The 26,295-nt window shown below is 56.0% G+C and carries 28 protein-coding genes and 1 pseudogene; 20 read left to right on the plus strand and 9 right to left on the minus strand.

Features of this window, described 5'->3' with window-relative positions; all coding sequences use genetic code 11:
• The first annotated feature begins 23 nt into the window (after positions 1 to 23).
• Positions 24 to 1,157 (plus strand): PQQ-dependent sugar dehydrogenase, encoded by a 1,134-nt coding sequence (locus EDF82_RS13875; RefSeq protein ID WP_370453887.1) that lies wholly within the window; start codon positions 24 to 26, stop codon positions 1,155 to 1,157.
• Here the strand turns inward: EDF82_RS13875 and EDF82_RS13880 are convergent.
• On the minus strand, positions 1,118 to 1,744 hold the full coding sequence (locus EDF82_RS13880; protein ID WP_123756104.1) for a glutathione S-transferase family protein: 627 nt from the start codon (positions 1,742 to 1,744) through the stop codon (positions 1,118 to 1,120). The genes EDF82_RS13875 and EDF82_RS13880 overlap by 40 nt on opposite strands.
• Before the next feature lie 486 nt (positions 1,745 to 2,230).
• Between EDF82_RS13880 and EDF82_RS13885 the strand changes: the two genes are divergently transcribed.
• From EDF82_RS13885 to EDF82_RS13890, 3 genes and pseudogenes are all read left to right on the plus strand, one after another.
• Positions 2,231 to 2,530, plus strand: coding sequence for a hypothetical protein (locus EDF82_RS13885; protein ID WP_123756105.1), 300 nt, complete (start codon positions 2,231 to 2,233; stop codon positions 2,528 to 2,530).
• Between the two features lie 397 nt (positions 2,531 to 2,927).
• A complete protein-coding gene (locus EDF82_RS25220) occupies positions 2,928 to 3,086 on the plus strand; it encodes a hypothetical protein (protein ID WP_154143414.1) in 159 nt (52 codons plus the stop codon).
• Positions 3,087 to 3,089: 3 nt separating this feature from the next.
• Positions 3,090 to 3,398 (plus strand): annotated as a pseudogene (locus EDF82_RS13890) (MliC family protein); the annotation flags it as partial.
• 194 nt (positions 3,399 to 3,592) lie between these two features.
• On the opposite strand, the gene EDF82_RS25170 reads toward EDF82_RS13890, so the two are convergent.
• A complete protein-coding gene (locus EDF82_RS25170) occupies positions 3,593 to 3,985 on the minus strand; it encodes a hypothetical protein (RefSeq protein WP_148060394.1) in 393 nt (130 codons plus the stop codon).
• 84 nt (positions 3,986 to 4,069) lie between these two features.
• Between EDF82_RS25170 and dacC the strand changes: the two genes are divergently transcribed.
• A complete protein-coding gene (dacC, locus tag EDF82_RS13895; RefSeq protein WP_123756107.1) occupies positions 4,070 to 5,272 on the plus strand; it encodes a serine-type D-Ala-D-Ala carboxypeptidase in 1,203 nt (400 codons plus the stop codon).
• A gap of 28 nt (positions 5,273 to 5,300) precedes the next feature.
• Here the strand turns inward: dacC and deoR are convergent, their stop codons facing one another.
• Positions 5,301 to 6,059 carry a DNA-binding transcriptional repressor DeoR gene (gene deoR / locus EDF82_RS13900; protein ID WP_123756108.1) on the minus strand — a complete coding sequence of 253 codons (759 nt, stop codon included), beginning with the start codon at positions 6,057 to 6,059 and terminating at the stop codon, positions 5,301 to 5,303.
• Positions 6,060 to 6,129: 70 nt separating this feature from the next.
• Entirely contained in the window at positions 6,130 to 6,723 is a 594-nt protein-coding gene (gene ybjG / locus EDF82_RS13905; RefSeq protein ID WP_123756109.1) for an undecaprenyl-diphosphate phosphatase, read from the minus strand.
• A 320-nt stretch (positions 6,724 to 7,043) separates the two neighbouring features.
• On the opposite strand from ybjG, the gene EDF82_RS13910 reads away from it, so the two are divergent.
• A complete protein-coding gene (locus tag EDF82_RS13910; RefSeq protein WP_123756110.1) occupies positions 7,044 to 8,282 on the plus strand; it encodes an MFS transporter in 1,239 nt (412 codons plus the stop codon).
• A 46-nt stretch (positions 8,283 to 8,328) separates the two neighbouring features.
• On the opposite strand, the gene EDF82_RS13915 is transcribed toward EDF82_RS13910, so the two are convergent.
• Positions 8,329 to 9,141, minus strand: coding sequence for a Cof-type HAD-IIB family hydrolase (locus tag EDF82_RS13915; protein WP_123756111.1), 813 nt, complete (start codon positions 9,139 to 9,141; stop codon positions 8,329 to 8,331).
• Positions 9,141 to 10,343, minus strand: coding sequence for an MFS transporter (locus EDF82_RS13920; protein ID WP_123756112.1), 1,203 nt, complete (start codon positions 10,341 to 10,343; stop codon positions 9,141 to 9,143). The genes EDF82_RS13915 and EDF82_RS13920 overlap by 1 nt, the downstream gene beginning before the upstream one ends.
• 151 nt (positions 10,344 to 10,494) lie before the next feature.
• Here EDF82_RS13920 and EDF82_RS13925 point away from each other — a divergent pair, with 151 nt between their 5' ends.
• The gene (locus tag EDF82_RS13925) at positions 10,495 to 11,040 is read left to right on the plus strand and encodes a TetR/AcrR family transcriptional regulator (RefSeq protein WP_123756113.1); all 546 of its coding nucleotides are present in this window, start codon (positions 10,495 to 10,497) and stop codon (positions 11,038 to 11,040) included.
• Between the two features lie 12 nt (positions 11,041 to 11,052).
• On the opposite strand, the gene EDF82_RS13930 is transcribed toward EDF82_RS13925, so the two are convergent.
• A complete protein-coding gene (locus EDF82_RS13930) occupies positions 11,053 to 11,856 on the minus strand; it encodes a DUF6216 family protein (RefSeq protein WP_123756114.1) in 804 nt (267 codons plus the stop codon).
• Positions 11,857 to 12,274: 418 nt separating this feature from the next.
• Entirely contained in the window at positions 12,275 to 13,960 is a 1,686-nt protein-coding gene (locus EDF82_RS13935) for an aspartate:alanine antiporter (RefSeq protein ID WP_123756244.1), read from the minus strand.
• A 265-nt stretch (positions 13,961 to 14,225) separates the two neighbouring features.
• Between EDF82_RS13935 and EDF82_RS13940 the strand changes: the two genes are divergently transcribed.
• Positions 14,226 to 14,609: an inner membrane protein YbjM gene (locus EDF82_RS13940; RefSeq protein ID WP_123756115.1), complete on the plus strand. Its 384-nt coding sequence runs from the start codon at positions 14,226 to 14,228 to the stop codon at positions 14,607 to 14,609.
• A 6-nt stretch (positions 14,610 to 14,615) separates the two neighbouring features.
• On the opposite strand, the gene EDF82_RS13945 is transcribed toward EDF82_RS13940, so the two are convergent.
• Positions 14,616 to 14,879 carry a GrxA family glutaredoxin gene (locus EDF82_RS13945; protein WP_004859945.1) on the minus strand — a complete coding sequence of 88 codons (264 nt, stop codon included), beginning with the start codon at positions 14,877 to 14,879 and terminating at the stop codon, positions 14,616 to 14,618.
• 199 nt (positions 14,880 to 15,078) lie between these two features.
• Between EDF82_RS13945 and EDF82_RS13950 the strand changes: the two genes are divergently transcribed.
• The 12 genes from EDF82_RS13950 to EDF82_RS14005 all read left to right on the plus strand — a co-directional run bounded on the left by EDF82_RS13950 (position 15,079) and on the right by EDF82_RS14005 (position 26,237).
• A complete protein-coding gene (locus EDF82_RS13950) occupies positions 15,079 to 15,366 on the plus strand; it encodes a YbjC family protein (RefSeq protein WP_123756116.1) in 288 nt (95 codons plus the stop codon).
• Complete coding sequence (nfsA, locus tag EDF82_RS13955) at positions 15,350 to 16,072, plus strand: nitroreductase NfsA (RefSeq protein WP_123756117.1); 723 nt, start codon at positions 15,350 to 15,352, stop codon at positions 16,070 to 16,072. Before EDF82_RS13950 ends, nfsA begins: the two co-directional genes overlap by 17 nt.
• A 112-nt stretch (positions 16,073 to 16,184) precedes the next feature.
• A complete protein-coding gene (rimK, locus tag EDF82_RS13960; RefSeq protein ID WP_123756118.1) occupies positions 16,185 to 17,087 on the plus strand; it encodes a 30S ribosomal protein S6--L-glutamate ligase in 903 nt (300 codons plus the stop codon).
• A gap of 88 nt (positions 17,088 to 17,175) precedes the next feature.
• A complete protein-coding gene (locus EDF82_RS13965) occupies positions 17,176 to 17,655 on the plus strand; it encodes a YbjN domain-containing protein (RefSeq protein WP_123756245.1) in 480 nt (159 codons plus the stop codon).
• A gap of 349 nt (positions 17,656 to 18,004) precedes the next feature.
• Positions 18,005 to 19,117 (plus strand): spermidine/putrescine ABC transporter substrate-binding protein PotF, encoded by a 1,113-nt coding sequence (gene potF / locus EDF82_RS13970; RefSeq protein ID WP_123756119.1) that lies wholly within the window; start codon positions 18,005 to 18,007, stop codon positions 19,115 to 19,117.
• 190 nt (positions 19,118 to 19,307) lie between these two features.
• Positions 19,308 to 20,441 (plus strand): putrescine ABC transporter ATP-binding subunit PotG, encoded by a 1,134-nt coding sequence (gene potG, locus EDF82_RS13975; RefSeq protein ID WP_123756120.1) that lies wholly within the window; start codon positions 19,308 to 19,310, stop codon positions 20,439 to 20,441.
• A gap of 10 nt (positions 20,442 to 20,451) precedes the next feature.
• The gene (gene potH, locus EDF82_RS13980) at positions 20,452 to 21,405 is read left to right on the plus strand and encodes a putrescine ABC transporter permease PotH (RefSeq protein ID WP_123756121.1); all 954 of its coding nucleotides are present in this window, start codon (positions 20,452 to 20,454) and stop codon (positions 21,403 to 21,405) included.
• Entirely contained in the window at positions 21,402 to 22,247 is an 846-nt protein-coding gene (potI, locus tag EDF82_RS13985) for a putrescine ABC transporter permease PotI (RefSeq protein ID WP_123756122.1), read from the plus strand. Before potH ends, potI begins: the two co-directional genes overlap by 4 nt.
• Before the next feature lie 75 nt (positions 22,248 to 22,322).
• A complete protein-coding gene (locus EDF82_RS13990; RefSeq protein ID WP_123756123.1) occupies positions 22,323 to 22,796 on the plus strand; it encodes a YbjO family protein in 474 nt (157 codons plus the stop codon).
• A gap of 42 nt (positions 22,797 to 22,838) precedes the next feature.
• Positions 22,839 to 23,969: a 23S rRNA (uracil(747)-C(5))-methyltransferase RlmC gene (rlmC, locus tag EDF82_RS13995; protein ID WP_123756124.1), complete on the plus strand. Its 1,131-nt coding sequence runs from the start codon at positions 22,839 to 22,841 to the stop codon at positions 23,967 to 23,969.
• A 76-nt stretch (positions 23,970 to 24,045) separates the two neighbouring features.
• Positions 24,046 to 24,762, plus strand: coding sequence for a response regulator transcription factor (locus tag EDF82_RS14000; RefSeq protein ID WP_123756125.1), 717 nt, complete (start codon positions 24,046 to 24,048; stop codon positions 24,760 to 24,762).
• Complete coding sequence (locus EDF82_RS14005) at positions 24,759 to 26,237, plus strand: sensor histidine kinase (protein ID WP_123756126.1); 1,479 nt, start codon at positions 24,759 to 24,761, stop codon at positions 26,235 to 26,237. Before EDF82_RS14000 ends, EDF82_RS14005 begins: the two co-directional genes overlap by 4 nt.
• Positions 26,238 to 26,295 lie beyond the last annotated feature (58 nt).

Raw genomic sequence — 26,295 nt, forward strand, 5'->3', positions numbered from 1 at the left:
CCATGCGCCAGACCGTTATTCTGATGACGATAGCCACGCTCTGCTTTCCCGCGGTGACCCTCGCCGAAAAGGTCCGCGTCGAGGTATTGCAAAATCAACTGGATCACCCGTGGGCGCTGGCATTTCTGCCCGATGACCGGGGAATGCTCATTACCCTGCGCGGCGGCGAACTGAAGCGCTGGCGCCAGGGCGAGGGGCTTTCAGCGGCGATATCCGGAGTGCCGCAGGTGTGGGCCAACGGCCAGGGCGGACTGCTGGATGTCGCGCTGGCCCCCGATTTTGCCCAATCCCGGCGGGTGTGGCTCAGTTATGCCGAAGCCGGAGAAGAGGGCAAAGCCGGCACCGCTGTCGGGTATGGCCGCCTGAGTGACGATGAGCGGCGGCTGGAAAATTTTCGCGTGGTATTCCGCCAGCAGCCGAAGCTCTCCACCGGCAACCATTTTGGCGGACGGTTGGTGTTTGACGGCAAGGGCTATCTGTTTATTGGACTGGGGGAAAATAACCAGCGAGCCACGGCGCAGGATCTGGACAAGCTACAGGGCAAGGTGGTGCGCCTGACCGAAGACGGTCGCGTGCCGGACGATAATCCGTTTGTCGGCAGAGCCGATGCCAGAGCCGAGATCTGGTCTTATGGTATTCGCAACCCGCAGGGGATGGCGATGAACCCGTGGAGTCATACCCTGTGGCTGAATGAACACGGGCCGCGCGGCGGCGATGAGATCAACATTCCACAGAAAGGGAAAAATTACGGCTGGCCGCTGGCGACGCACGGGGTTAACTACAGCGGCCTGGCGATTCCTGAAGCGCAGGGCACCGCAGTTGCCGGCACCGAAGCGCCGCTGTTTGTCTGGAAACAGTCCCCGGCGGTGAGCGGGATGGCATTTTACGATGCGCAGACCTTCCCCCAGTGGCGCAATAAGCTGTTTATCGGGGCGTTGAAGGATCAGTCGTTGATTGTGCTGCGGGTGAACGGCGAAAAGGTGCATGAAGAGGCGCGCCTGCTCGGCGATCGCGGTAAACGTATTCGCGATGTGCGCGTCGGACCCGACGGCTATCTGTATCTTTTAACCGACGAGTCCAACGGCGAACTGCTGAAGGTCAGTCCGGCCACCCAGGATCAGGTTACCGGGATCACCACCACATCGCGCCATGCCTGACGCTCGTGCAGCTGCTGGTACCAGCGCTGCAGGTGCGGGCGCGGCTGCCAGCTGTCGACGATCGACAGCAGGTTGTAGACAAAGGGGGCCACGGCAATGTCGCCGAGACCAAACTGCTCGCCGGACAGCCAGGCGGTGGTCGCCAGTTCATCATCGAGGATAGCAAACAGCTCTTCACAGGCGGCAATGGCGGCAGCGATAGCCGCCGGGTCACGTTTCTCCACCGGCGTTCGCACCAGCCCCATCAGCACCGGACGGTGGGCCGGAGAAAGCGAACCGTTCGCCCAGTCCATCCATTTGTCGCTCCGGGTACGCTGCAGGGGAGAGGCGACCCACAGACGTTCCTGACCATATTCCGCCGCCAGATAGCGAATAATGGCATTCGATTCCCACAGTACCAGGCCGTTAGCGTCATCTTTCAGGAGCGGCACCAGGCCATTCGGGTTCATCGCCAGAAACTCAGGGTCGTGGTTGAGACCAAATTCCAGCCCGGCGGGGATCTGCTGATAAGGAAGTTCCAGCTCTGCCAGCACCCAGCGCACTTTTTTCACATTCGTCGAATTATTTCTGCCCCACAGCGTAATCATATCGGTTCCTGTCTGTTATTGAGCCAACATTGCAGCATGGTGAACCGCCATGTTGGAATAAAGCGCATATTCCGGCAAGTGCTTTTATTTGCCTGTCACGGCGCAACCCGCGCGAACCCTGGGTGTATGGGGCGATACGACCTCGCTTGAGATGGCGAGTATGGCCATGACTGTGGGACTGGCTTATCTCCTTTTTATTTATCCGGGTATCTCGTCATGTCGCCAATAAATGCAAAAGCAATAAGAACAGGCGCAATTTTGAATATTTAAAATAAAATCAAAATCGACTATTCACACTTAACTTTTTTGTTTAACAATATTTGCTGAGCTTATGATTACCTGGATAATATTTTTGGTCGTTGAAACTTGACAGGGATATTAAGGTTGTTCGTTATGACGCTCAGGTTGTTAATTTAAACGACGCCTTATCCAAATAACGCCGGGGCCTGAAAATATCAGGTCGGCATTAATGAAAGAGATGATTTTATGAATAAAACAATTCTGGCTGTAGTTCTCGCGATTGTCGCGGCCCCTACCTTTGCTGGTTCGCATCCGATTGCTCGTACCACCGCGGTCGCGACCTCCGATCACCCCGTCGCCGTGGCGACCGCAACCAGCGGTAATGGCAGCCATCCGGTTGCACGTGGCGCTGCCGTGGCCTCTGCTGACCACCCGGTTGCTGTTGCTGCAGCTACCGGCGATAACGGTAACCATCCGATTGCCCGTACCACCGTGGTCGCGAATTCTGACCATCCTGTTGCCGCTGCGGCAGTGACCGGAAATTAAGATCTTCCCCGGCAGCGATGTCGGGGATAATTCTGGCCCGTCAACCACCCGCGGCCATGCCAGCCCGCCATGTTGTCACCGCCCTCAAATCTGACTGTCGAACCCGAACGTCAGCATTTCTCTGTTTTGATATCACACTTGCGAACCTGCGCGATTTTATTTCCCCAGGCGTCCGACCAGCCTGCAGGGATAATTTATTTCACCCTGATATCGCTCCAATTTTAAACATAATAGCGCCTGAGTCTGTCTGGCATCTTATGTTAGTTTTCGCTGTGGTGGACACCCATGTTCGACGGCATGTTGCGTCAGTTGGCTCGCAGGGGGCATAAGCACCACGCATTAAAACTGGCTCTTCGTCACTGACGGGAGGCAAAGTCAAAACAATCAGGGGCAGAGTATGAAGTTGGGTTTTTTGGCCGGGGCAGTATTAGCAACGTGGTTATCTTTAACCTATCCAACAGAAATGAGAGCGGTGTTTGACAAGTTAACGACGGTATTTGATCAGATTGTGAAACCCGCAGCGACCCATTCGTCCGAGATGGTGACTCCAGAGTAAAAAATGAAAAAGATTATCTGTGTTTTACTTCCGGCTTTGCTGTCTGGATGCAGTTACTACCATCAGTTAGTTGAACAAGGCCAAACCAAAACGCTGGAATATCAGTGCGATGAAACCGCGCTGTTTTTGTGGGAGAACGACACCAAAAAACAGGTCTCTCTGGTGGTCGATGGCGAACCGTTGATCCTCGATGAAGGGTTATCCGCTTCTGGCAAACGCTATTCCGATGGGGTGTATGTGTACTGGGCTGAAGGGGAGCAGGCGACGCTGTATCGACGCGACCGGACGATCCTGCATAACTGTGTTTTACGACCTGAAGCGCAACAGGAGTCTCTCTTTAAGGGGGATTTTTTGAACTGGAATAAAAACCAACCGCCATCAGAATAACCATCGGCCCCGCCCGGGGCCGTGATGCATCTGATCAGCAGAGATAAGCGAACGGCCGTGAGGGATGACCCGGCCACAAAAAATTAAAAATAGCGCTGACGGGTACCAGCGCTGAATGCTTACTGCCCAAACCAGAAAAAACGCGTCCCCAACAGTGGACGACGAAATACTAGAGAATCGGCTGAATAAACGCATCTGCCAAAACGTTTTTTATTAAACGTCCGGGTGGGGAAGTCGCCAGGGGAACGGCGGGGATATGGCGGCAAATAGCGGCCCGGAAGCCAACGTGGCGCCTGAATAAGCAACAATGCCGGTTTCGGCACAAAAGTCAGATGTGCTATGGTATGGGAAGTAAGGTATTGTATTGATTTTATACAATTATTTATCATCGTGGCATAATAACGATAATTTTTAGCCATCATGATCAAAAAAAATGCGCTGTTTTCAGCAGGGAGCGGGGTTATTGCGTAAACTTTAAAAACTTTACCAACTCGCTGTTTCTTTAAGGTCATTTGTACGCTTTACTCACCGGCTGCTGCCGTGCCGGAAGGGTTTTGCGGCATATTTTGTTTGGAAAGGATACTTGGGTGGTTCTTATGACGCGTGATGCTTTTTCCCTACGCGGCCTCGTGGCAGGCTGCGCTCTCCTCGTTCTGGTGGCGCCTGCGGTGCAGGCTGCGGAACAACTCCCTGATGCCCCGTCAATTGATGCTCGTGCCTGGGTTCTGATGGACTATGCCAGCGGCAAAGTGCTCAGCGAAGGCAATGCCGATGAAAAACTCGACCCGGCGAGTCTGACCAAGATCATGACCAGCTATGTGGTCGGGCAGGCGCTGAAGGCGGGCAAAATTAAGTCTACCGATATGGTAACCGTCGGGCGTGATGCCTGGGCGACCGGTAACCCGGCGCTGCGCGGTTCGTCGGTGATGTTCCTCAAGCCGGGCATGCAGGTCTCGGTTGAAGACCTCAATAAAGGGGTCATCATTCAGTCCGGTAACGATGCCAGCATCGCGATCGCTGACTATGTGGCGGGGAGCCAGGACGCCTTTGTCAGCCTGATGAACGGCTACGCGCAGAAAATGGGGCTGACCAATACCACCTTTATGACCGTCCACGGCCTCGATGCGCCAGGCCAGTTCAGTACCGCGCGTGATATGGCGCTGCTGACCAAAGCGATGATCCATGACGTTCCTGAAGAGTACGCCATCCATAAAGAAAAAGAGTTCACGTTCAATAAAATTCGCCAGCCGAACCGCAACCGTCTGCTGTGGAGCTCAAATCTGAACGCCGATGGCGTGAAGACCGGAACCACCGCCGGTGCCGGCTATAACCTGGTCTCTTCGGCAACTCAGGGCGACATGCGACTGATTGCCGTGGTGCTCGGCACGAAGACCGACCGTATTCGCTTTAATGAATCGGAAAAGCTGCTGACCTGGGGCTTCCGCTTCTATGAAACGGTAACGCCGATTAAACCGGATGCCACCTTTATCACCCAGCGGGTCTGGTTTGGTGACAGCAGTGAAGCCAAGCTGGGAGCCGGTGAAGCCGGTTCGATTACGCTGCCACGAGGCCAGCTGAAAAACCTGAAGGCCAGCTATACCCTGAAGGATCCACAGCTGACGGCGCCGCTGACTAAAGGGCAGGTGGTCGGGACTATCGACTTTAAGCTTAACGACAAAACGATCGAACAGCGTCCGCTGATCGTGATGGAAGCCGTTAATGAAGGCGGTTTCTTCAGCCGGATGATGGACTTCGTGCTGATGAAACTGCACGGCTGGTTCGGTAGCTGGTTCTCGTAACCGACAGGCCGCGCCCTGCGGGGCGCGGTCAGTACAGCAGTGAAATCTGTTTTTCTTTTGCCAGTGCCAGCAGGTCGTCATCCGGACAGACATCGCTGGCAATGACGTCAAAACTCGCCAGATCCCCCATCCGCGCCGGCCTGACCTTACCAAACTTACTGTGATCGACCACCAGCACATGATAGCGCGCGCTGCGCATCGCCCATTGCTTTACCGGCAGTTCTTCGAGGTTATAGCAGGTGGCGCCCTGTTCACAGTCGATCCCGGCGGCCGAATAATAGGCGATATCCGGGCACAGATGGCTGAGGGTATCCTGCAGGCTTAGGGGCTTAAAAATCGCGTTGCTGGCGTGAAATTCCCCGCCACATAATATCGCCCGGCACTGCGGTTTCTCCTGCAGCGCCAGAAAGGTGTTCAGCGAATAGCAGACGCCGGTAAAGGGCAGGGCGTTATCGATGGCGTCGATAATCCACGGGGTCGTGGTACCGCAGTCAAAAAAGGCCATCTGATGGGCTTTCAGCAGAGCGGCGGCATGGCGGGCGGCGCGGCGTTTTTCATCCACGAGGCGGGTTTTCTGGTCGCTGAGCAGGTAATGGGTTGCGCTGCGTGGCTCGAGAACAATATAGCCCCCTAATAACACCACCGGGCCATTATGGCCGTTCAGGTCGCGACGAATGGTCATCTCTGACACGCCCAGTAGCGCTGCGGCCTCTTTTAAATGAAGCTTATCGCTGCGCTTGAGCGCCTGAATGAGCTGGCTGATACGTTCATCACGACGTGTTTCCATATACCCTCTAAGCTGAAATCGCCCTGCACTGGCAGGGCGTTAGTGGGCAATTTTACCTGTCGGGAGAGGGTTAGTCACGTACCCAGCCTTTACGAATTGGCAGGGAGAAGCACAGGCGGTATGCCTGCTCGAGGTAGCGATAAAGCCCCTGACCAGCAACCTGCCACAGCAGCCCGGCGGCCAGACAACCACACATCCCGGTGAGCAGACCGCCCACCATATCCAGCGGCCAGTGCACGCCGAGATAGACCCGTGACCAGGCGATTGCAACGGCGGTGGCCATTAACGCGACGCCAGACCACAGGCGATGCCAGAACAAAAAGGCCAGCGCGAAGGTAAAACTGATGGTGCCGTGGTTGCTGGGGAAGGAGTTGTTCGGCGCATGATGTAAAAACTGGTAGCCGGCACCGGCAACAAACGGACGGTCATGAGGGAACAGATGGCCAAATATCCACGAGAGGCTCAGACTGATTGCCAGCGCCAGCGCCACTTTAGATACCAGCTGCCGCTGATTCGGCCCCCAGAGCCACAGCGCCGCCGCCAGCAATGGCACCAGCAAAATCACCTCTTTGGCGATGAAGGTCGCTATTTCGATAGCCCATGCCGGGGAGGCAGGCGTGGCGTTAATTAAGGCGAACAGCGCGTCGTTGATATTTTCCAGCATACGTTCAGGCTCTTGTATCCGATAGCAATAAGCCGCCCACCTTAAGCAGCGGTGGCGATGAGGTAAAGCAGTATTGTCTTAATTGTCAGCAAGTTACAGGAAGAGTGGTGAGGCCGTTTCTTCGCGTACGCGCAGCAGCGATGAGTATATCGCCTGTAACCTAATTGAAATATAAACGAAATAAAGAGAGGTTGAGATAAAACTGGCGGGCCGGCGTGGAAGGGGCTTTGCGCTATTTTGCATTGTCACTCACAATTCACTATCTCCTCAGCACGACTTTCATTAAACTTTGCGCGATTTTTTTTTAAATAAGAGATTGCATGCAGAATTATTCGCTTTCAGGTCGGCGCCTCGGACGGCAGGCGCTGCTATTCCCGTTGTGCCTGGTGTTATACGAATTCTCCACCTATATCGGCAACGATATGATTCAGCCGGGGATGCTGTCGGTGGTGGAAGAGTTCCAGGCCGGCAATGAATGGGTGCCTACCTCAATGACCGCCTATCTCGCCGGCGGCATGTTTTTACAGTGGCTGTTAGGGCCGCTGTCGGATCGTATCGGGCGTCGTCCGGTGATGCTCACCGGGGTGGTGTGGTTTATCGTGACCTGCCTGGCTACCCTGCTGGCGCAAACCATTGAACAATTTACGCTGCTGCGCTTTTTACAGGGCATCAGCCTGTGCTTTATTGGCGCCGTGGGCTACGCCGCGATTCAGGAGTCATTTGAGGAGGCGATGTGTATCAAAATCACCGCCCTGATGGCTAACGTAGCGTTGATTGCGCCGCTGCTCGGCCCGCTGGTGGGGGCTGCATGGGTGCATATTCTGCCGTGGGAGATGATGTTCGTGCTGTTTGCCGTGCTGGCGGCCATTGCGTTTTTCGGTCTTCAGCGGGCGATGCCGGAAACCGCCACCCGCATGGGCGAGAAGCTATCGATGAAAGAACTGGGGCGCGACTATGCCCTGGTGCTGAAGAATCTGCGCTTTGTCGCCGGCTCCCTGGCGATTGGTTTCGTGAGCCTGCCGTTGCTGGCATGGATTGCGCAGTCACCGGTAATTATTATCAGCGGCGAACAGGCCACCAGCTATGAATACGGGCTGCTGCAGGTGCCGATTTTCGGCGCCCTGATTGCCGGTAATCTGGTGCTGGCGCGGCTGACGTCGAAGCGCACGGTGCGATCGCTGATTATTCTCGGCGGCTGGCCGATTTCGCTCGGTCTGCTGCTGGCTGCGGCGGCAACGGTGGTGTCGAGCCATGCCTACCTGTGGATGACCGCCGGACTGAGCGTTTACGCCTTCGGGATTGGTCTGGCAAACGCCGGGCTGGTTCGTCTGACGCTGTTTGCCAGCGATATGAGTAAGGGGACGGTGTCAGCGGCGATGGGGATGCTGCAGATGCTGATTTTTACCGTCGGGATTGAAGTCAGCAAGCATGCCTATGCGCTGGGCGGCAGCGGCGTGTTCAGCCTGTTTAATCTGCTCAGCGGCGTGCTGTGGCTGGCGATGATTGTCTATTTCCTCAAAGACAAAAGCGTAGGAAACGCCAGCGACCCGCAGGCCTGACGTTTCTGGATAATTTCGGGGGCGCGGCGCTGCCCCCGGAACTAGATCAGGCAAACGGCGCTTCGCGATTCAGCACTTTGTCGATGATATGCAGCACACCTTCTTCGTTGTTATGCGGGGCATCGTAGTCCGCCACGGCCTTCACCGGGGCCGCCGCGTTAGCCATCGCAAAGCCAAATCCAGCATGCTGCAACATTTCAATGTCGTTTCCGCTGTCGCCAAACGCCACCACTTCGTGATCCTCAATACCCCAGCGCTGTTGCAGGATGCGCAGACCGTTGGCTTTATGGATGCCGGGAATAATCAGGTCGATGCTGCCGAAACCGGTCGCCACGGCGGTCACCATGTCGCCTAAGGCGGCATGCAGCTGCGGCTGAATGGTCGGGATCAGGCTGTCGGGGACGTTGAGTCCGAACTTCAGAATAACGTCATCGATATGGTTAAAATCATCCACCAGCTGCAGGCGATGGTAATACTTCGCCGCCACCGCTTTCAGCTCGTCGTTATACCTGTTGAGGGTCCAGGCGCTGCGTTTGCCGCAGGCGATGATCTCAATATCCGGCAGCGTCTGCAGATAATCGATCACCGTGTGGAAATGATCTTTCGGCATCTGGCAGTTAAAGACGTCGTCACCGGCGTTGACCACCCAGCCGCCATTTTCGGCGACGAAGGCGATTTCATGGGCGATGTCGGGGAAAAACGAAATCAGCTGGTAATACTGGTTGCCGCTGGCTACCACAAAACGAATATTCTGCTCGCGCATCCGCTGATACTGGCTCAGGAAGCGCTGGCGATTGTAGGTTTTGGCATCGCTTAAGAAGGTGCCGTCCATGTCTACCGCAATCAGTTTGATACTCATCAGCTGTTCTCCATGACAGGTTCATGTTGTGGTTTTGCCACCGCTTTCGCAACCAGCGCCGCCACCATCACCAGACCCAGCACCACCATCATGGCGCTGCGCAGGCCGAAATGTTCGCCGAGGAAGCCGAGCAGCGGCGGCCCGACGAGAAAGGCGAGGTAGCCGGTTATCGCCACCACGCTGACGCGCTTCGGCGCATCGGGACCGGTATCACTGGCGGCGGAAATCGTCAGCGGGAAGCCAAGCGACGCCCCCAGTCCCCACAGCAGCACTGAAATTCCGGCCACCCATGGGTTATCGACGAAAATAATCAGGCCGATACCCAGGGCGCCCATCACCGCGCTGGCACGTACTACCGTGACCCGGCTGTAGCGGTCGATGAACCAGCCGCCGGTGAAGCGACCGATGGTCATGCCGAGGGTAAAGCCGGCGTAAATCAAGGAGCCAGAGGTTGGGCTGAAGCCGTGACCATCGACCATCAGCAGCGGCAGCCAGTCGTTGGCGGAACCTTCTGCAAAGGCCATCGCCAGCACCACCACGCCAATCAGCAGCAGCTGCACGTCACGCCATACCGGCAACCCTTTTTCTTCATGATGGGCGCTTTCGGCGGCGTTCTGCCCGGTGCCGTCAGGAATGGCGCGGATCGCGATAGCGATAGGGGCGATAGCCACCAGCGCTGCCAGCAGAATATGCGGTGCGGCAGGCAGACCAAAACCGGTCACCGCCATCCCCACGCCGGCGCCAAACAGCGTACCGAAGCTGTAAAAGCCGTGCATCATCGGCAGGACGGTTTTATTCATTTCCCGTTCGACGGCGGCGCCTTCGACGTTAATCGCCACTTCCGCAGAACCGAAGCTGGCACCAAAAATGGCCAGCCCGATGGCAAACAGGGGGGCCGAGGTAAGCCACAGGGCCAGGCTGAGGACCATCATGCCCACGACCGCACAGGACATGGTGGTCCGAATGACTTTGCGGGTTCCGAAGCGCTTAACCAGCCACGCCGAGCACAGAATGCCGCTCATCGAACCAATGGAGAGGCCAAATAACACGATGCCCATTTCCGCCGTCGACAGCGTGAGCAGGTCGCGGATCGCCGGCGTACGAGTGGCCCATGACGCCATCAGTAATCCGGGAATAAAAAAGAACATAAAGAGTGCCCACAGCCGAAGCTGTAAGGCTCTGCGGGAGGTTTGCGCGGTCATTCGTCCATGCCAGTGAATGAGAAGATGAAGACAACAGTAACAAGGTTGTGTACATTTGTACATATTCTTCAGGATGTCTGTTTAGGACAACGTCCGGCATTCGGAGAACGGAATAGCTGCTTATGTATAAACGCGATGAATGAGGAAAACTATGGCCCGTCGACCGAACGATCCGCTGCGCCGGGAGCGTATTTTGCAGGCGACGCTGGAGACTATCGCTACCCACGGGATCCATGCGGTTACGCACCGTAAAATCGCCAGCTGCGCGGAGGTCCCGTTAGGCTCGCTGACCTACTATTTCAGCGGTATCGACGCGCTGATTGAAGAGGCATTTCGCATTTTTACTCGCGATATGTCGGAGCAGTATCAGCAATTTTTTGCCTCGGTCAGCAATCGCGAAGAGGCCTGCGACGCCATTGCCGAGCTGATTTTCAGCGCCCAGGTTACCACCGCGCGGAACATGGAGCTGATGTATCAGCTCTATGCGTTCTGCAGCAGCCAGCCGGCGTTAAAGGCGGTGATGCAGCATTGGATGCGGCGCAGTCAGCAAACTCTGGAGCAGTGGTTTGATCCGCCCACCGCCCGCGGACTGGATGCGTTTATTGAAGGCATGACCCTGCATTTCGTCACGGATAGTGCGCCGCTTACTAAACCGGCGATCCGCCTGATGGTCGGACGAATCGCCGGAGAGGGGTGAGGTGTAGGGGGGTTAGCGATTACCTCTGTTTTCCAGTTCCTGATAGATAGCGTAACAGCCCGTCGCGGTGAAATCACCCAGGACGCAATGAATGGCTTTTTTCTGTTCAAGCAAAATAAAGTGCCGGACTTTATTTGTGTAGTGAATCGTTAATATGAATCCTGACAACAGCCACAGCAGCATGAATTCAATAATAAATATGACGGGATAAATCAACATTCTCTCTTTTTTAAACTTTTTAATTGATTCATCCAAATAGTCTTTGCCTTCTGATGTAGTGAGCAGGCGGCACAGATCGTGATGGTATTCCCGACCAAGGCGGTCGCTGGCATTGTTCGCGAGGGCGTTATTGGTTTTACAGTCTTGTACTGAAAGAGTCCATTTTGGCGAAGAAAATACCGTCGCTTCCATTGCCGTGGTTTTAGAAACATAAAAGCGATCGCCAGACTTTTTCCAAATCAACAGCGCCGAGTCAGGCGGTGCGTTAAAGATTTGAATTAGTGCCGGAACCGAATACCACAAGGACCATGAAAAAATAATGGCAAAGAGCACGGTGATTAGTTTCTCGGGATAGCCTACCGAGGGCAATTTTTTCAATGGAATGGCGATGGCAAAGAAATTCAAAACGAATGGCGGAACGCCCGCAGTTTTTAAAACGATGCTGTGGCCTTTCTTATATTTGAAAATACCGTTGATCGCTTTGTACAGTGGCCGGGACAAAAAGGCGATAATGGTCAGGATCGCGACGGTCGTGCTTAGTGGTGCACTGGAGAACTCGGATGACAACATCGCAAAGTCAGGGCTGAAATCGGACATCAACATCTCCTGTGATAAAAATTCCTTGTTGGTATGAAATGACTTTCGGGCAAACCGCCAGAAATAGCTAGCGAGTTTCCATATTGTTTGCTGATTTGGATGTTTCGCCGGGAGCAGTTGCGTCGTTCAACAGACAATTAACAGGCGATGAAGAGGGGGGCAGAACAACAATGGTTGGTTGAGGCATGGGGAAAACCCAGCAAGACGCTAGTTGATGTTGTGTGCTCTCACCGAACGGCCGTAACGCCATGATTTTAAAAACACGGATTTCAGGCAACAAAAAACCCATCAACCTTGAACCGAAGTGGCGGGGTTGATGGGCTCCACAAAATGGGGACATCAAAGAAAAGCAGTGGCACTACTTATGACTGACGCCCGAGAGAAAAGTTCTGCCTCTATCCATTTTTTTCTTAAATTTTTACTGAAGCCCTGGCCAGATGATGACGATCAGCGTCCCTGCCAGGGTTAACAGCACGTTGGCGATGGCGTAGGTCCCCGCGTAGCCCAGCGCCGGAATGTTGCTGCGCGCGGTGTCGCTGATAATCTCCATCGCCGGGGCGCAGGTACGGGCCCCCATCATGGCGCCAAACAGCATCGCGCGGTTCATACGCAGCACATAGGCGCCAAACAGGAAACAAATCACCACCGGTACCAGGCTGACGATCAGGCCCGCCGCCAGCATCTGGCCGCCAACGGCGCCCAGGCCGTGGCCAATCCCGGCGCCGGCGCTCAGGCCGACCCCGGCCATAAAGACCATCAGGCCGAACTCCTTCACCATATTCAGCGCGCCCTGCGGGATATAGCCGAAGGTCGGATGGTTGGCCCGCAGGAAACCGAGCATAATCCCGGCAAACAGCAGCCCCGCCGCATTACCAATCCCGAAGCTGAAAGAGCTGAACTGGAAGGTAATCATCCCGATCATCAGGCCGACGATAAAGAAGGCGCAGAAGGCCAGCAGGTCGGTCACCTGGCTGTGAATAGAGATAAAGCCGATACGATCGGCCACGGTTTTGACGCGTCGCGCATCGCCGCTGACCTGTAAAACGTCGCCCTTGTTAAGCACCACGTTGTCGTCGATTGGCATTTCAATCTGGCTACGGATAACGCGGTTTAAGAAACAGCCGTGGTCGGTCAGCTTCAGCTGCGCCAGACGGCGACCTACGGCATTGTGGTTTTTAACCACGATCTCTTCGGTGACGATGCGCATATCCAGCAGGTCACGGTCGAAAACCTCTTTACCGTTACGGAAGCTCGGATCCAGACGTGCGTGGGCGTCCGGGTAGCCTACCAGCGCGATATCATCGCCCATTTGCAGGACCGCATCGCCGTCCGGGTTAGCCAGAATGCCGTTGCGACGAATTCGCTCGATATAGCAGCCGGTTTGGCGGTAGATCCCCAGCTCACGCAGATTTTTACCATCGGCCCAGGCCACCAGCTCCGGGCCGACGCGGTAGGCGCGGATCACCGGCAGATAGACTTTACGTTTGGAGTCGGTATCCAGCCCGCGCTCACGGGCAATCTGCTGGGCGCTGGTCTGCAGATCCTGATGCTGCAGCTTCGGCATATAGCGGGCGCCGACGATCAGGCTGACGAGACCAATCAGGTAGGTCAGCGCATAGCCGAGGCTCAAGTGGTCGAGAGAGAGCGCCAGCCGATCGCTGGGCATCCCTAAGTGGCGCAGGGTATCGCCGGCGCCTACCAGCACCGGGGTTGAAGTCATGGCACCTGCCAGCATCCCCGCCGTCAGGCCGATGTCCCAGCCAAACAGTTTACCCAGCCCCATCGCCAGCAGCATCGCGCTGCCGACCATCACCAGGGCGAGCATCAGATAGTTTTTCCCGTCGCGGAAAAAGATAGAAAAAAAGTTGGGGCCTGCTTCCACGCCAACGCAAAAAATAAACAGCATAAAGCCCAGATTCAGCGCATCAGTGTTAATACTGAAATGCTGCTGGCCTAATAATAATGAAACCACTAAAACGCCAATAGAATTACCAAGTTGTACCGAACCCAGGCGCAGTTTTCCGAGGCAAAGCCCCAGCGCAAGTACAACGAATAATAACAGGATGTAATTCCCGTTTAACAAATCTGCGACGTTTATATTCACGAAAGCCAACTTCTCATTTACTAGTAAGTTGTTGAAGGAAATGGTTATTTAGTCTAAGGTTGGCCAGTGTTCGTGACGTTCCGAACCTTGTTCCGGCATCCCGGTATAACCACTAAAAATGAGTCGCTAGTTTAATCCTTCCTGGATGCTGCGGCTAGTCACAATCGTTTTTAGGTGAGTGGGTGCAAAAAAGGCATGGATTGCCAGAATGCTTTATCTGACTGGATGTAATGAAGTGGGTTAGAGGCAGAATCAGGAGGATGGTGTGAAATCTGAGCGCGCCTGGATCGGTATTACTTGCGGGTTCTTTCTGTTTATCGTGGTCTGTTTATTTCTGTTACTGCATATGAACGGAGTCTTTCGTGCTGCCGGCAATTCTGAAGTCGGACTGCTGTTCTTTTTGCTGCCCGGTGCGGCTGCCAGTAGCCTTTCTCCAGGACGACGGGTGATCCTACCGGTGGTGGGCGCTATTCTGGCGGCTCCAGTCTGTCTGCTGGCAATGCGGCTTTTTTTTGTGGCACAACGGACATTCTGGCAACAGCTGGCGTGGTTGTTTAGTGCGGTGTTCTGGTGTGCGCTGGGCGCGCTGTGCTTTATGTTTATCTGCGCCTGGTTAGATTCCAGGCGCAAGCACTCGTCAAGAGAATGAGTCGGCTCAGGCAAACAGGCCGAGATTCTCTTTTGCCCAGGCTTCAAAATCAGTGCAGCCGCCGATGTGTTTCTGATCGACAAAAATCTGCGGAACGGTCTCAACGGGTTTACCCACGGTCTTTTCCAGATCGCTCTTACTGATGCCTTCAGCGTGAATATCAACGTAGCGATAGTTAAAATCATCGCGTTCATTGGTCAGTTTTTCAGCCAGCTCTTTGGCACGAACGCAATAAGGGCAACCGGGACGACCAAAAATAACCGTAAACATGCTTTTTCTCCTTAACTCTCTGCCGGATGGCGAATACTGACTATGATGACCTGTTCCGGCGGTGAGTAAAAGAAGGTTCTGCCTTTTTCTCCGATGGTTTAAGGCTATGTTTGATAAATGTCGGTTCTGTTAAATGACTATACTGTCCCCGCTGTGCGGCTTCAGACGCCGAACAGCCTACATTGACCGGAGGAGAGTTATGCGATCGCCCGCCGCCTTGCCAAAAAGCGTCCTGGTGATAGAGATTATCGGTATTGTGCTGTTGACCCTGGCCTGGCTTTCGCTCAACCAGTATCTGCAACTGCCGGCGCCGTTTTCCAGTCCCACGGCAGCCCTGCTGATGATTTTTGCCGGGATCCTGCTGATGCTGCCTGCGGCCATTGCGCTGATGTGGCGTATGGCAAGGATCGTGGCGCCACAGCTGACGCAAACTCAAAAACCACCTTCTTCACCCGACAGAGAAAAACGAGATGACGCCGACCATTGATCTGCTGCGGAGCCACCGCTCCATTCGCCACTTTACCGATGCGCCCATCAGCGACGAACAGCGTGCCGCCATCATCGCCAGCGCACAGGGGGCATCCAGCTCCAGCTTTTTACAATGCAGCTCGATTATTCGCGTGACCGACCCGCAGCTTCGCGAGCAGCTAGTGACCCTAAGCGGCGGCCAGCAGCATGTGGCCCGTGCAGCGGAATTCTGGGTATTTTGTGCCGATTTTAGCCGTCACCTGGAGATCTGCCCGGATGCTCAGTTAGGTCTGGCAGAGCAGCTGCTGCTGGGGGCGGTAGATACCGCGATGCTGGCGCAAAACGCGCTGGTTGCCGCCGAGTCGTTAGGGCTGGGCGGCGTCTACATTGGCGGGATCCGTAACAGTATTGACGCGGTGACCGAGCTGTTGAACCTGCCGCAGCACGTGCTGCCGCTGTTTGGCCTGTGCCTCGGCTGGCCTGCCGATAACCCGGATGTGAAGCCGCGTATGCCGGCGGCGATGCTGGTGCATGAAAATAGCTGGCAGCCGTTGGATGAAACCGTGCTGGCAGAATATGATGAGCAGATGGCACAGTATTATCTGTCACGCGGCAGCAATACGCGTCGCGATACCTGGAGCGACCATATTCGCCGCACTATTATTAAAGAAAGCCGCCCGTTTATTCTGGATTACCTGCATAAGCAGGGGTGGGCAACGCGCTGATTGCGTGTACACTGCTGCCTGCTTAGCGCCTCAAGAGTCAGAGGCCGGGCGGTGGTGGCGTAATTAATACAGTGAAGGCCCGCCGGAGCGGGTCTTTTTGCAGAGGTGCAGGGTGAAAATTGCCATATTATCCCGGGATGGAACGCTCTATTCATGTCGTCGCCTACGTGAAGCCGCGCAGAAGCGCGGTCACCAGGTGGAAATCCTCGATCCGCTTTCTTGTTATATGAACGTCAGTCCGGTGGCATCATCGATCCACTATAAAGGCCGCCAGCTCCCGCATTTCGATGCCGTGATCCCACGGATCGGTTCCGCCATTACCTATTACGGTACCGCGGCGCTGCGCCAGTTTGAACTGTTAGGCAGCTACCCGCTCAATGAGTCGGTGGCGATTACCCGCGCCCGCGACAAACTGCGCTCGTTACAGCTGCTGGCACGCCAGGGGATCGATCTTCCCCTGACCGGGATCGCCCACTCCCCGGATGATACCAGTGACCTGATCGCCATGGTGGGCGGTGCGCCCCTGGTCGTCAAACTGGTGGAAGGCACGCAGGGGATCGGCGTGGTGCTGGCAGAGACGCGCCAGGCGGCCGAAAGCGTGATTGATGCATTCCGGGGTCTGAACGCGCATATTCTGGTTCAGGAGTATATTGCCGAGGCAAAAGGGCGGGATATTCGCTGCCTGGTGGTGGGCAATGAAGTGGTGGCGGCGATTGAGCGACGGGCAAAAGAGGGCGATTTCCGCTCTAACCTGCACCGTGGTGGGGTGGCAACGGTCGCCATTATCAGCGAGCAGGAGCGGGCGATGGCCATCAAAGCGGCGCAGACCCTCGGTCTGGACGTTGCCGGGGTCGATATCTTACGCGCAACCCGCGGGCCGCTGGTGATGGAGGTCAACGCCTCACCGGGTCTGGAAGGGGTTGAAACGACCACCGGCATCGATATTGCCGGGCGGATGATCGCCTGGATCGAGCGCCAGGCCACGCCTGAATTTTGTCTGAAAATGGGTGGATAATCGTCCGCGCTGACACTTTCGTGGTATGCCGCGTATTTTTTGCGTAAGCTATGGCGTCGTTTTTACACAGCAAGAGGTCACAGGTCATATGGATTCACTGGTCGTTCCGGGTCTGGATACGCTACGTCATTGGCTCGATGAGCTAGGCATTAGCTTTTTTGAGTGTGATTCCTGCCAGGCTTTGCACCTGCCGCATATGCAGAATTTCGAAGGCATTTTCGATGCCAAAATCGATCTGGTAGACAACGTGGTGCTCTTTTCGGCCCTCGCGGAAGTGAAGCCGTCGGCGCTGCTGCCGCTGTCTGCCGATCTGTCGGCGATCAACGCCAGTTCGTTAACCGTCAAAGCATTCCTCGATATCCAGGATGATAACCTGCCTAAGCTGGTAGTGTGCCAGGCGTTATCCGTCGGCGTTGGCATTACCGTTGAGCAATTTGGCTGGTTCTTCCGCCAGAGCGAAGAGCAAATATCAATGGTGATCCTCGAAGCGGCCGCCAACCAGGTGCTCTTTAAAGCCGAAGAAGAAGAGTACCCCGCTGAAGAAGTTCAGCACCATTTTCTTCACTAAACCTGTCGATGAATAGCGCAGCCACTACCACAGTGGCTGTGTATTACGCGCTTTTATTCTGCTGTTAACCTTTCCTTAAAGAATTTTTCACCGCCATTCTGCCGCTTTTGGCTTATCACGTAGACCGTTATTGCATAAAAAATTGATAAAAGGCGTTATTTTACCTGGGCTATAGCCTCTTATTCTGGCTACAGTTATTCTGGCGATGCTTCCAGTTGCGGGCAACCATTCCGGGAGAGGTCCTCTCTCCTTTTCTTAGGCAATGAAAAAACATGCACGATTATTGCATGCAGACAAGTGCGTATATTAAGCCCGCTTGTTAACGGGCATTTGAGAAGGAATAAGAGATATGACCGCCTTTGGTAAAAAATGGTTAACAGGTCTGGTTACGGGTGCGTTGATGGCCGTCTCTGCCGGTTCACTCGCAGCGGAACAGAAAACCCTACATGTTTATAACTGGTCTGATTATATCGCGCCGGACACGGTAGCCGATTTCGAAAAAGAGACCGGTATTAAAGTGGTGTATGACGTTTTTGATTCCAACGAAGTGTTGGAAGGCAAGCTGATGGCCGGCAGCACCGGTTTTGACCTGGTCGTACCGTCGGCGAGTTTCCTTGAGCGGCAGCTGGCTGCCGGCGTTTTCCAGCCGCTGGACAAGAGTAAGCTGCCGAACTGGAAAAATCTCGACCCGGAAGTGCTGAAGCTGGTGGCTAAGCACGACCCGGAAAATAAATACGCGATGCCGTATCTGTGGGCGACAACCGGGATCGGCTACAACGTCGATAAAGTGAAAGCCGTGTTGGGTAAAGATGCCCCGCTGGATAGCTGGGATCTGGTCCTCAAGCCTGAGAACCTCGAAAAGCTGAAAAGCTGCGGCGTCTCCTTCCTCGATGCACCGGAAGAGATTTTTGCGACGGTCCTGAACTATCTGGGCAAAGATCCTAACAGCACAAAAGCCAATGACTACACCGGGCCGGCAACCGACCTGCTGCTTAAGCTGCGGCCGAATATTCGCTACTTCCACTCCTCGCAATACATCAACGACCTGGCTAACGGCGATATCTGCGTCGCTATCGGCTGGGCGGGCGACGTCTGGCAGGCGGCAAACCGGGCGAAAGAGGCGAAGAATGGCGTGAACGTCTCCTACTTTATCCCGAAAGAAGGGGCGCTGGCCTTCTTTGACGTCTTTGCAATGCCTGCGGACGCCAAGAATAAAGATGAAGCTTATCAGTTCCTTAACTATCTGATGCGTCCGGAAGTTATCGCCAAAATCAGCGACCAGGTGTACTACGCGAACGGTAACAAAGCGTCGACTCCGCTGGTGAGCGAAACGATCCGTAACAACCCGGCTATCTACCCGCCGGCGGATGTGTTTGCCAAGCTGTTCACCCTGAAAGTTCAGGATCCGAAAATCGACCGCGTGCGTACCCGTGCGTGGACGAAAGTGAAAAGCGGCAAATAAAGCCTGATGGCCCGGTTCGCCGGGCCTGAACAGATCTTACCCGGCCGGGAGATTGCACTCCCCGGTCGGTGTAAACGCTGATGCAACGTGCAGCGAATGTATGCACCAGGATGGTGCGCCTGCACTGTAAAGTAGAATGTATGGCAACCGGGCCATACGGTGGTTAGCTTTTTTGCCGGAGAGCACCCGAGTGAATGACGCAATTTCCCGCCCACAGGCGAAAACCCCCAAAGCGCTGACCCCGCTGCTGGAAATCCGTAATCTGACGAAATCCTTTGATGGCCAACATGCCGTCGATGACGTCAATCTCACCATTTATAAAGGCGAAATTTTCGCACTGCTGGGCGCATCTGGCTGTGGTAAATCAACGCTGCTGCGCATGCTGGCAGGCTTTGAAGAACCGACGGCCGGCCAAATTATGCTTGATGGCGTCGACCTGTCTCGCGTACCGCCTTATCAGCGGCCGATCAATATGATGTTTCAGTCCTACGCCCTGTTCCCCCATATGACGGTGGAGCAGAACATCGCGTTCGGCCTGAAGCAGGACAAACTGCCGAAAGCCGAAATCACCAGCAGAGTGCAGGAGATGCTCGCGCTGGTGCATATGCAGGAGTTTGCCAAACGTAAACCGCACCAGCTGTCCGGCGGGCAGCGCCAGCGTGTTGCGCTGGCGCGCAGCCTGGCGAAGCGGCCAAAACTGCTGCTGCTCGACGAACCGATGGGCGCGCTGGATAAAAAACTGCGTGACCGCATGCAGTTGGAAGTGGTGGATATTCTCGAGCGTGTCGGCGCGACCTGCGTGATGGTGACTCACGATCAGGAAGAGGCGATGACCATGGCCGGGCGTATCGCCATTATGAACCGCGGTAAGTTCGTGCAAATCGGCGAGCCGGAAGAGATCTATGAACATCCGACAACCCGCTATAGCGCGGAGTTTATCGGTTCGGTCAACGTGTTTGAAGGACTGGTGAAAGAGCGGCTGGAAGATGGCCTGGTGTTGAACTCGCCGGGGCTGACCCATCCGCTGAAGGTCGATCCTGATGCGTCGGTTATTGATAATGTTCCGGTGTGGGTGGCCCTGCGTCCGGAAAAAATCATGCTCTGCGATGAGCCGCCGGCGGATGGCTATAACTTCGCGGTGGGGGAGGTGATTTATATTGCCTACCTCGGCGATCTCTCTATCTACCACGTACGCCTGAAAAGCGGGCAGATGATCAGCGCGCAGTTACAGAATGAACACCGTCATCGTAAAGGGTCGCCGACCTGGGGTGATGAAGTTCGTTTGTGCTGGGATGCCGACAGCTGCGTTGTTCTGACGGTGTAAGGAGAGGGCGATGAGTACATTAGAACCACCGGCCGGGGCCAAAAAACCGGGCGGTTTTGCGCTCTGGCTCGCGCGTCTGCAGATGGCCCATGGCCGCAAGCTGGTGATCGCGCTGCCGTATCTGTGGCTGATCCTGCTGTTTCTGCTGCCGTTCCTGATCGTATTTAAAATCAGCCTCGCAGAGATGGCGCGAGCGATCCCGCCCTACACCGATCTGTGGGAGTGGGCGGAAGGCCAGCTGACGTTAACGTTGAACCTCGGCAACTTCCTGCAGCTGACCGACGATCCGCTCTATTTCGAAGCCTATCTGCAGTCGCTGCAGGTGGCGGGCATCTCGACGTTCTGCTGTCTGTTACTGGGCTATCCGCTGGCATGGGCGGTGGCGCACAGCAAACCATCCACGCGAAATATTCTGCTGCTGCTGGTGATCCTGCCGTCGTGGACCTCATTCCTGATCCGCGTGTATGCGTGGATGGGGCTGTTGAAAAGCAACGGCGTGCTGAATAATTTTCTGCTGTGGCTTGGGGTTATCGACCAGCCTCTGGAGATCCTGCATACCAATCTCGCGGTGTATATCGGCATTGTTTACGCCTATCTGCCGTTTATGGTGCTGCCTATTTATACCGCGTTGACGCGTATCGACTACTCGCTGGTGGAGGCTTCGCTGGATCTGGGTGCGCGACCGCTGAAAACCTTCTTCCAGGTGATCGTCCCGCTGACCAAAGGCGGGATTATCGCCGGGTCGATGCTGGTGTTTATCCCGGCGGTAGGGGAGTTTGTGATCCCGGAACTGTTAGGCGGGCCGGACAGCATTATGATCGGGCGCGTCCTGTGGCAGGAGTTCTTTAATAACCGCGACTGGCCGGTGGCCTCGGCGGTGGCGATTGTGATGTTGCTGCTGTTGATCGTGCCGATCATGTGGTTCCACAAGCATCAGCAAAAACAGATAGGGGAACACGGATGAATGATTTGCCGGTAGTACGTTCGCCATGGCGAATTTTAATCCTCGTGATCGGCTTTACGTTTTTGTATGCCCCGATGTTGATGCTGGTGATCTACTCATTCAACAGTTCGAAGCTGGTGACGGTGTGGGCCGGGTGGTCAACGCGCTGGTACAGCGAGCTGTTCCATGATGATGCGATGATGAGCGCCGTCGGGCTGAGTCTGACCATCGCCACCTGCGCGGCAACGGCGGCGGTGGTGCTGGGGACCATTGCGGCCGTGGTGATGGTGCGTTTTGGCCGCTTCCGCGGATCAACCGGCTTTGCGTTTATGATTACCGCGCCGCTGGTTATGCCTGATGTGATCACCGGGCTGTCGCTGCTGCTGCTGTTTGTGGCGTTGGGGCACGCAATCGGCTGGCCGTCGGATCGCGGGATGCTGACCATCTGGCTGGCGCACGTGACCTTCTGTACCGCCTACGTGGCGGTGGTCATTTCGTCACGGCTGCGTGAACTGGACCACTCTATTGAAGAAGCGGCGATGGATTTGGGCGCGCCGCCGCTGAAGGTCTTTTTCATCATCACGCTGCCGATGATTATGCCGGCGGTGATCTCCGGCTGGCTGCTGGCCTTTACCTTGTCGCTGGACGATCTGGTTATTGCCAGCTTTGTCTCCGGCCCGGGCGCCACCACCTTACCAATGCTGGTCTTCTCCAGCGTGCGGATGGGGGTGAACCCGGAAATCAACGCCCTGGCGACGTTAATCCTCGCGGTGGTCGGGGTTGTTGGTTTTATCGCCTGGTATTTGATGGCCCGCGCAGAAAAGCAGCGAGTACGCGATATCCAGCGTGCAAGACGCAGCTGAACCCCCTAAAATCTACGGTAAAACTGGTATCGGCGTCGTGATAGTGCGACGCCGTTTTCATGGAAGACGTTTCCGTTGGGATTGTTTACTAAAGCACGTTCCTCTCATGCACGCCTGAACGTTCCTGCCCTGGTGCAGGTGGCGGCGTTCGCCATTATTTTGATTCGTGGCGTTGACCTGCTGATGATCTTCAACCAGTTGGGGGTCAGCGGCATCGAAGAGTTTATTCGCCGCAGCGTCCAGACCTGGAACCTGACGCTGGTGTTTCTCTCCAGCCTGCTGCTGGTGTTCATCGAGATATGGTGCGCCTTCTCGCTGGTGAAGGGGCGCAATCTGGCGCGCTGGATCTTCCTGCTGACGCAAATCATTGTCACCGGCTACCTGTGGGCGGCTTCGCTGGGGTATGGCTACCCGGAACTGTTCAGTATTGCCGGCGAGTCAAAGCGGGAAATATTCCGTTCTCTGGTGATGCAGAAACTGCCTGATTACCTGGTATTGCTGCTGCTGTTTGTCCCGACTTCGTGCCGACGGTTTTTCCGACTACAATAACGATGATACAATCCCCGCCCCTGTTTTTTTGAAGGTCTTTTTATGCACTGCGCACTCTATGACGCGGGCCGCTGTCGCTCCTGTCAGTGGCTGGAACTGCCGTTAACACAACAACTCGCCAGTAAAATGGCCGACCTCAGGACGTTGTTAGCGGACTTCCCGGTAGCGCAATGGGATATGCCGGTTTCCGGCCCGGAGGCTGGTTTTCGCAACAAAGCCAAAATGGTAGTCAGCGGCAGCGTTGAACGCCCGCTGCTGGGCATGCTGCACCGCGACGGCACCCCCGAAGACCTGACCGACTGCCCGCTCTATCCGCCCCATTTTGCGCCGGTGTTTAGTGTATTAAAGCCGTTTATTGCCCGGACCGGGTTAACCCCCTACAACGTCGCCCGCAAGCGTGGCGAGCTGAAGTATCTGCTGCTGACCGAAAGCCAGCTGGATGGCGGAATGATGCTGCGTTTTGTCCTGCGTTCGACGGCAAAACTGGAGCAGCTTCGCGCCGCGCTACCCTGGCTGCAGGCGCAGCTGCCGCAGCTGAAGGTGATTACCGCCAATATTCAGCCGGTGCATATGGCCATTATGGAAGGCGAGCAGGAAATTCTGCTCGGCGAGCAGCCCGCGCTGGCGGAAAACTTTAACGGCGTTCCGCTGTGGATCCGCCCGCAGAGCTTCTTTCAAACCAACCCGGCCGTTGCCAGCCAGCTGTATGCCACCGCCCGTGACTGGGTGCGCCAGCTGCCGGTGAAGCATATGTGGGATCTGTTCTGCGGCGTAGGCGGCTTTGGCCTGCACTGTGCTACGGCGCAAATGCGGCTGACGGGCATTGAAATTGCGCCGGAAGCCATTGCCAGCGCGCGGCAATCTGCCGCTGAACTGGGGCTGACGAACCTCCATTTTCAGGCGCTGGACTCGACGCAGTTTGCCACCGCCGAGGGCGATATTCCGGACCTGGTGCTGGTGAACCCACCACGTCGCGGTATCGGCCACGAGCTGTGCGACTATTTAGGCCGGATGGCGCCCCCGTATATTATCTACTCAAGCTGCAACGCCCGGACAATGGCGAAAGATTTCGCGCTGCTGCCCGGTTATCGGGTTGAGCGGGTGCAGCTGTTCGATATGTTCCCTCACACCGCACACTATGAAGTGCTGACGCTACTGGTCCGCGAAGTTTAAACAAAATGTGAACTCTCCTGCAGGCGTAAATCGAGTAAGCTTGGCGAATAACGAGTGAGATGAGCGGAGCGAGACGATGGCAAAGAAAATTCTGTTGGTCGAAGATGACGACGATATCGCCACTTTGCTGCGCCTGAATTTGCAGGATGAAGGGTTTCAGATTGTCCACGAGGCCGATGGCGCCCAGGCGCTGGTGCAGCTCGAAAAGAGCAGCTGGGATGCGGTGATCCTTGACCTGATGCTGCCCCATGTCGACGGTCTGGAGATCTGCCGCCGCATTCGCCAGATGACCCGCTACCTGCCGGTGATTATCATCAGCGCCCGCGCCAGTGAGACCCACCGCGTGCTGGGGCTGGAGATGGGGGCGGACGACTACCTGGCCAAGCCGTTTTCAATCATCGAACTGGTGGCGCGGGTTAAGGCGCTGTTTCGCCGCCAGGAGGCGATGGGACAGAATCTGCTGATGGACGCCGGGCGCATTGAGTGTCACGGCCTGAGCATCGATCCGCTGGCGCGGGAGGTCAGGCTACGCGGCGAACCGGTAGACCTAACCCCGCGCGAATTCGACCTGCTGTACTACTTCGCCCGCCACCCCGGCGAAGTCTTTTCCCGTCTGGCCCTGCTCGATCACGTATGGGGCTATCAGCACGAAGGCTATGAGCATACGGTCAATACCCACATCAACCGCCTGCGCAGCAAAATCGAACACGATCCGGCCGAGCCGGAAATTATTCTGACGGTCTGGGGCAAGGGCTATAAATTTGCGCCGGCTCGTCAAGGAGCGGGGCAATGATGCGTCGACTGAGCCTGAGTCAGCGTCTGGCACTGGTTTTTACCTCGCTGCTGTTGCTGTGTGCCGCGGCGGTCTGCGTAGTGCAGTTGTACAGCAGTGCGCAATACGGTAATGCGATGGTGCAGCGGCTTTCCGCCGGACTGGCCCAGCAAATCGTGGCCCGCGAACCGCTTCTCGATGCGCAGGGGCAGGTCAACCGTCAGGCGCTGAAGCCGCTTTTTGACCGGCTGATGGTTTTTAACCCCAGCGTAGAGCTGTACCTGATTTCTGCCGACGGTGAACTGCTGGCCGATGCCGCGCCTCCCGGCCATATCAAACGCCAGCGAGTGGCGATCGAACCGATACAGGCGTTTCTGTCCGGCGGCACCTGGCCGGTGTACGGCGACGATCCGCGCAGCCCGGATCAGCAGAAAGTCTTCAGCGTCGCGCCGCTGAACGTTGACGGTCAGCTTCGTGGCTATCTCTATATCATTCTGCAAGGGGAAACCTTTAATGAACTGGCGGCTAACGCCTGGCAGAAGACGCTGGGCAGCCTGCTGGTCTGGACCTTGCTGCTGGTGGCGCTGTTTGGCCTGCTGGCCGGCGGGCTTGCCTGGTACTGGGTCACGCGTCCGGTGCGTCAGTTGACCGCCCAGGTGGTCATCCCTGAAGAAGACAGCATCGGGGCGATCAAATTACTGGCGGCGCAAACTCCCGATCCGCATCCGGGAAATGAAGTGGCGATTTTGCATAACCGCTTTATCGACCTCGCCCGACAGATCGCCGGGCAGTGGGATCGTCTGGCCGACAGCGATCGCCAGCGTCGGGAGTTTGTGGCTAATATCTCCCACGACCTGCGGACGCCGCTGACGTCGCTGCTGGGATACCTTGAGACTCTGACGCTGAAAGCCGACCGGCTCAGCGCGGAAGAACGTCGGCGTTACCTTGATATCGCGCTGCGCCAGGGAAATAAAGTCCGCTATCTCTCGTCGCAGCTGTTTGAACTGGCGCGGCTGGAACACGGCGGTATTAAACCGCAGCCGGAGAAATTTTACCTGGCAGAGCTGGTCCAGGACGTGGCGCAGAAGTTCGATCTGTCGATTGCCACCCGCAATATTCGTCTGCAGCTGGGGCTGGCCAGCGGTTTGCCGCCGGTGGTTGCGGATTTGTCGATGATGGAACGGGTGCTGACCAACCTGCTGGATAACGCTATTCGCCACACCCCGGACGGGGGCAGCATCAGCCTGACGGCGCGCCAGCAGGGTACGGAAATGGTGGTGGAAGTGACGGACAGCGGGCCGGGCGTTGCCGGTGAGCTACGGGCCACATTGTTTGAACGGCCTTCGGTGCTGGAACCCGGACAGAGTCGCGGAACGCGAGGCGGGTTAGGGCTGATGATTGTCCGGCGTATGCTGCAACTGCACGGCGGCGATATTCATCTGTTGGAGGTTACGACAGGAGCCAGCTTCCGCTTCACCCTGCCGCTGCGTCAGTAGCGGGGAAGTTTCCCCGCGCGGCATAACGGGCTACAGCAGTAGCCCGTTCGGCGGAGGA

The sequence above is a fragment of the Klebsiella sp. BIGb0399 genome (genome assembly GCF_003752615.1).
GTDB classification, from domain to species: domain Bacteria; phylum Pseudomonadota; class Gammaproteobacteria; order Enterobacterales; family Enterobacteriaceae; genus Klebsiella; species Klebsiella lignicola.

What these genes read in the sequence shown, in the direction of transcription:
- EDF82_RS13875 (WP_370453887.1), top strand. Translation starts at nt 24, where the DNA reads ATGACGATAGCCACGCTCTGCTTTCCCGCGGTGACCCTCGCCGAAAAG.
- EDF82_RS13880 (WP_123756104.1), bottom strand. Translation starts at nt 1,744, where the DNA reads ATGATTACGCTGTGGGGCAGAAATAATTCGACGAATGTGAAAAAAGTG.
- EDF82_RS13885 (WP_123756105.1), top strand. Translation starts at nt 2,231, where the DNA reads ATGAATAAAACAATTCTGGCTGTAGTTCTCGCGATTGTCGCGGCCCCT.
- EDF82_RS25220 (WP_154143414.1), top strand. Translation starts at nt 2,928, where the DNA reads ATGAAGTTGGGTTTTTTGGCCGGGGCAGTATTAGCAACGTGGTTATCT.
- EDF82_RS25170 (WP_148060394.1), bottom strand. Translation starts at nt 3,985, where the DNA reads ATGACCTTAAAGAAACAGCGAGTTGGTAAAGTTTTTAAAGTTTACGCA.
- dacC (WP_123756107.1), top strand. Translation starts at nt 4,070, where the DNA reads ATGACGCGTGATGCTTTTTCCCTACGCGGCCTCGTGGCAGGCTGCGCT.
- deoR (WP_123756108.1), bottom strand. Translation starts at nt 6,059, where the DNA reads ATGGAAACACGTCGTGATGAACGTATCAGCCAGCTCATTCAGGCGCTC.
- ybjG (WP_123756109.1), bottom strand. Translation starts at nt 6,723, where the DNA reads ATGCTGGAAAATATCAACGACGCGCTGTTCGCCTTAATTAACGCCACG.
- EDF82_RS13910 (WP_123756110.1), top strand. Translation starts at nt 7,044, where the DNA reads ATGCAGAATTATTCGCTTTCAGGTCGGCGCCTCGGACGGCAGGCGCTG.
- EDF82_RS13915 (WP_123756111.1), bottom strand. Translation starts at nt 9,141, where the DNA reads ATGAGTATCAAACTGATTGCGGTAGACATGGACGGCACCTTCTTAAGC.
- EDF82_RS13920 (WP_123756112.1), bottom strand. Translation starts at nt 10,343, where the DNA reads ATGACCGCGCAAACCTCCCGCAGAGCCTTACAGCTTCGGCTGTGGGCA.
- EDF82_RS13925 (WP_123756113.1), top strand. Translation starts at nt 10,495, where the DNA reads ATGGCCCGTCGACCGAACGATCCGCTGCGCCGGGAGCGTATTTTGCAG.
- EDF82_RS13930 (WP_123756114.1), bottom strand. Translation starts at nt 11,856, where the DNA reads ATGTCCGATTTCAGCCCTGACTTTGCGATGTTGTCATCCGAGTTCTCC.
- EDF82_RS13945 (WP_004859945.1), bottom strand. Translation starts at nt 14,879, where the DNA reads ATGTTTACGGTTATTTTTGGTCGTCCCGGTTGCCCTTATTGCGTTCGT.
- EDF82_RS13950 (WP_123756116.1), top strand. Translation starts at nt 15,079, where the DNA reads ATGCGATCGCCCGCCGCCTTGCCAAAAAGCGTCCTGGTGATAGAGATT.
- nfsA (WP_123756117.1), top strand. Translation starts at nt 15,350, where the DNA reads ATGACGCCGACCATTGATCTGCTGCGGAGCCACCGCTCCATTCGCCAC.
- EDF82_RS13965 (WP_123756245.1), top strand. Translation starts at nt 17,176, where the DNA reads ATGGATTCACTGGTCGTTCCGGGTCTGGATACGCTACGTCATTGGCTC.
- potF (WP_123756119.1), top strand. Translation starts at nt 18,005, where the DNA reads ATGACCGCCTTTGGTAAAAAATGGTTAACAGGTCTGGTTACGGGTGCG.
- potH (WP_123756121.1), top strand. Translation starts at nt 20,452, where the DNA reads ATGAGTACATTAGAACCACCGGCCGGGGCCAAAAAACCGGGCGGTTTT.
- potI (WP_123756122.1), top strand. Translation starts at nt 21,402, where the DNA reads ATGAATGATTTGCCGGTAGTACGTTCGCCATGGCGAATTTTAATCCTC.
- rlmC (WP_123756124.1), top strand. Translation starts at nt 22,839, where the DNA reads ATGCACTGCGCACTCTATGACGCGGGCCGCTGTCGCTCCTGTCAGTGG.
- EDF82_RS14000 (WP_123756125.1), top strand. Translation starts at nt 24,046, where the DNA reads ATGGCAAAGAAAATTCTGTTGGTCGAAGATGACGACGATATCGCCACT.
- EDF82_RS14005 (WP_123756126.1), top strand. Translation starts at nt 24,759, where the DNA reads ATGATGCGTCGACTGAGCCTGAGTCAGCGTCTGGCACTGGTTTTTACC.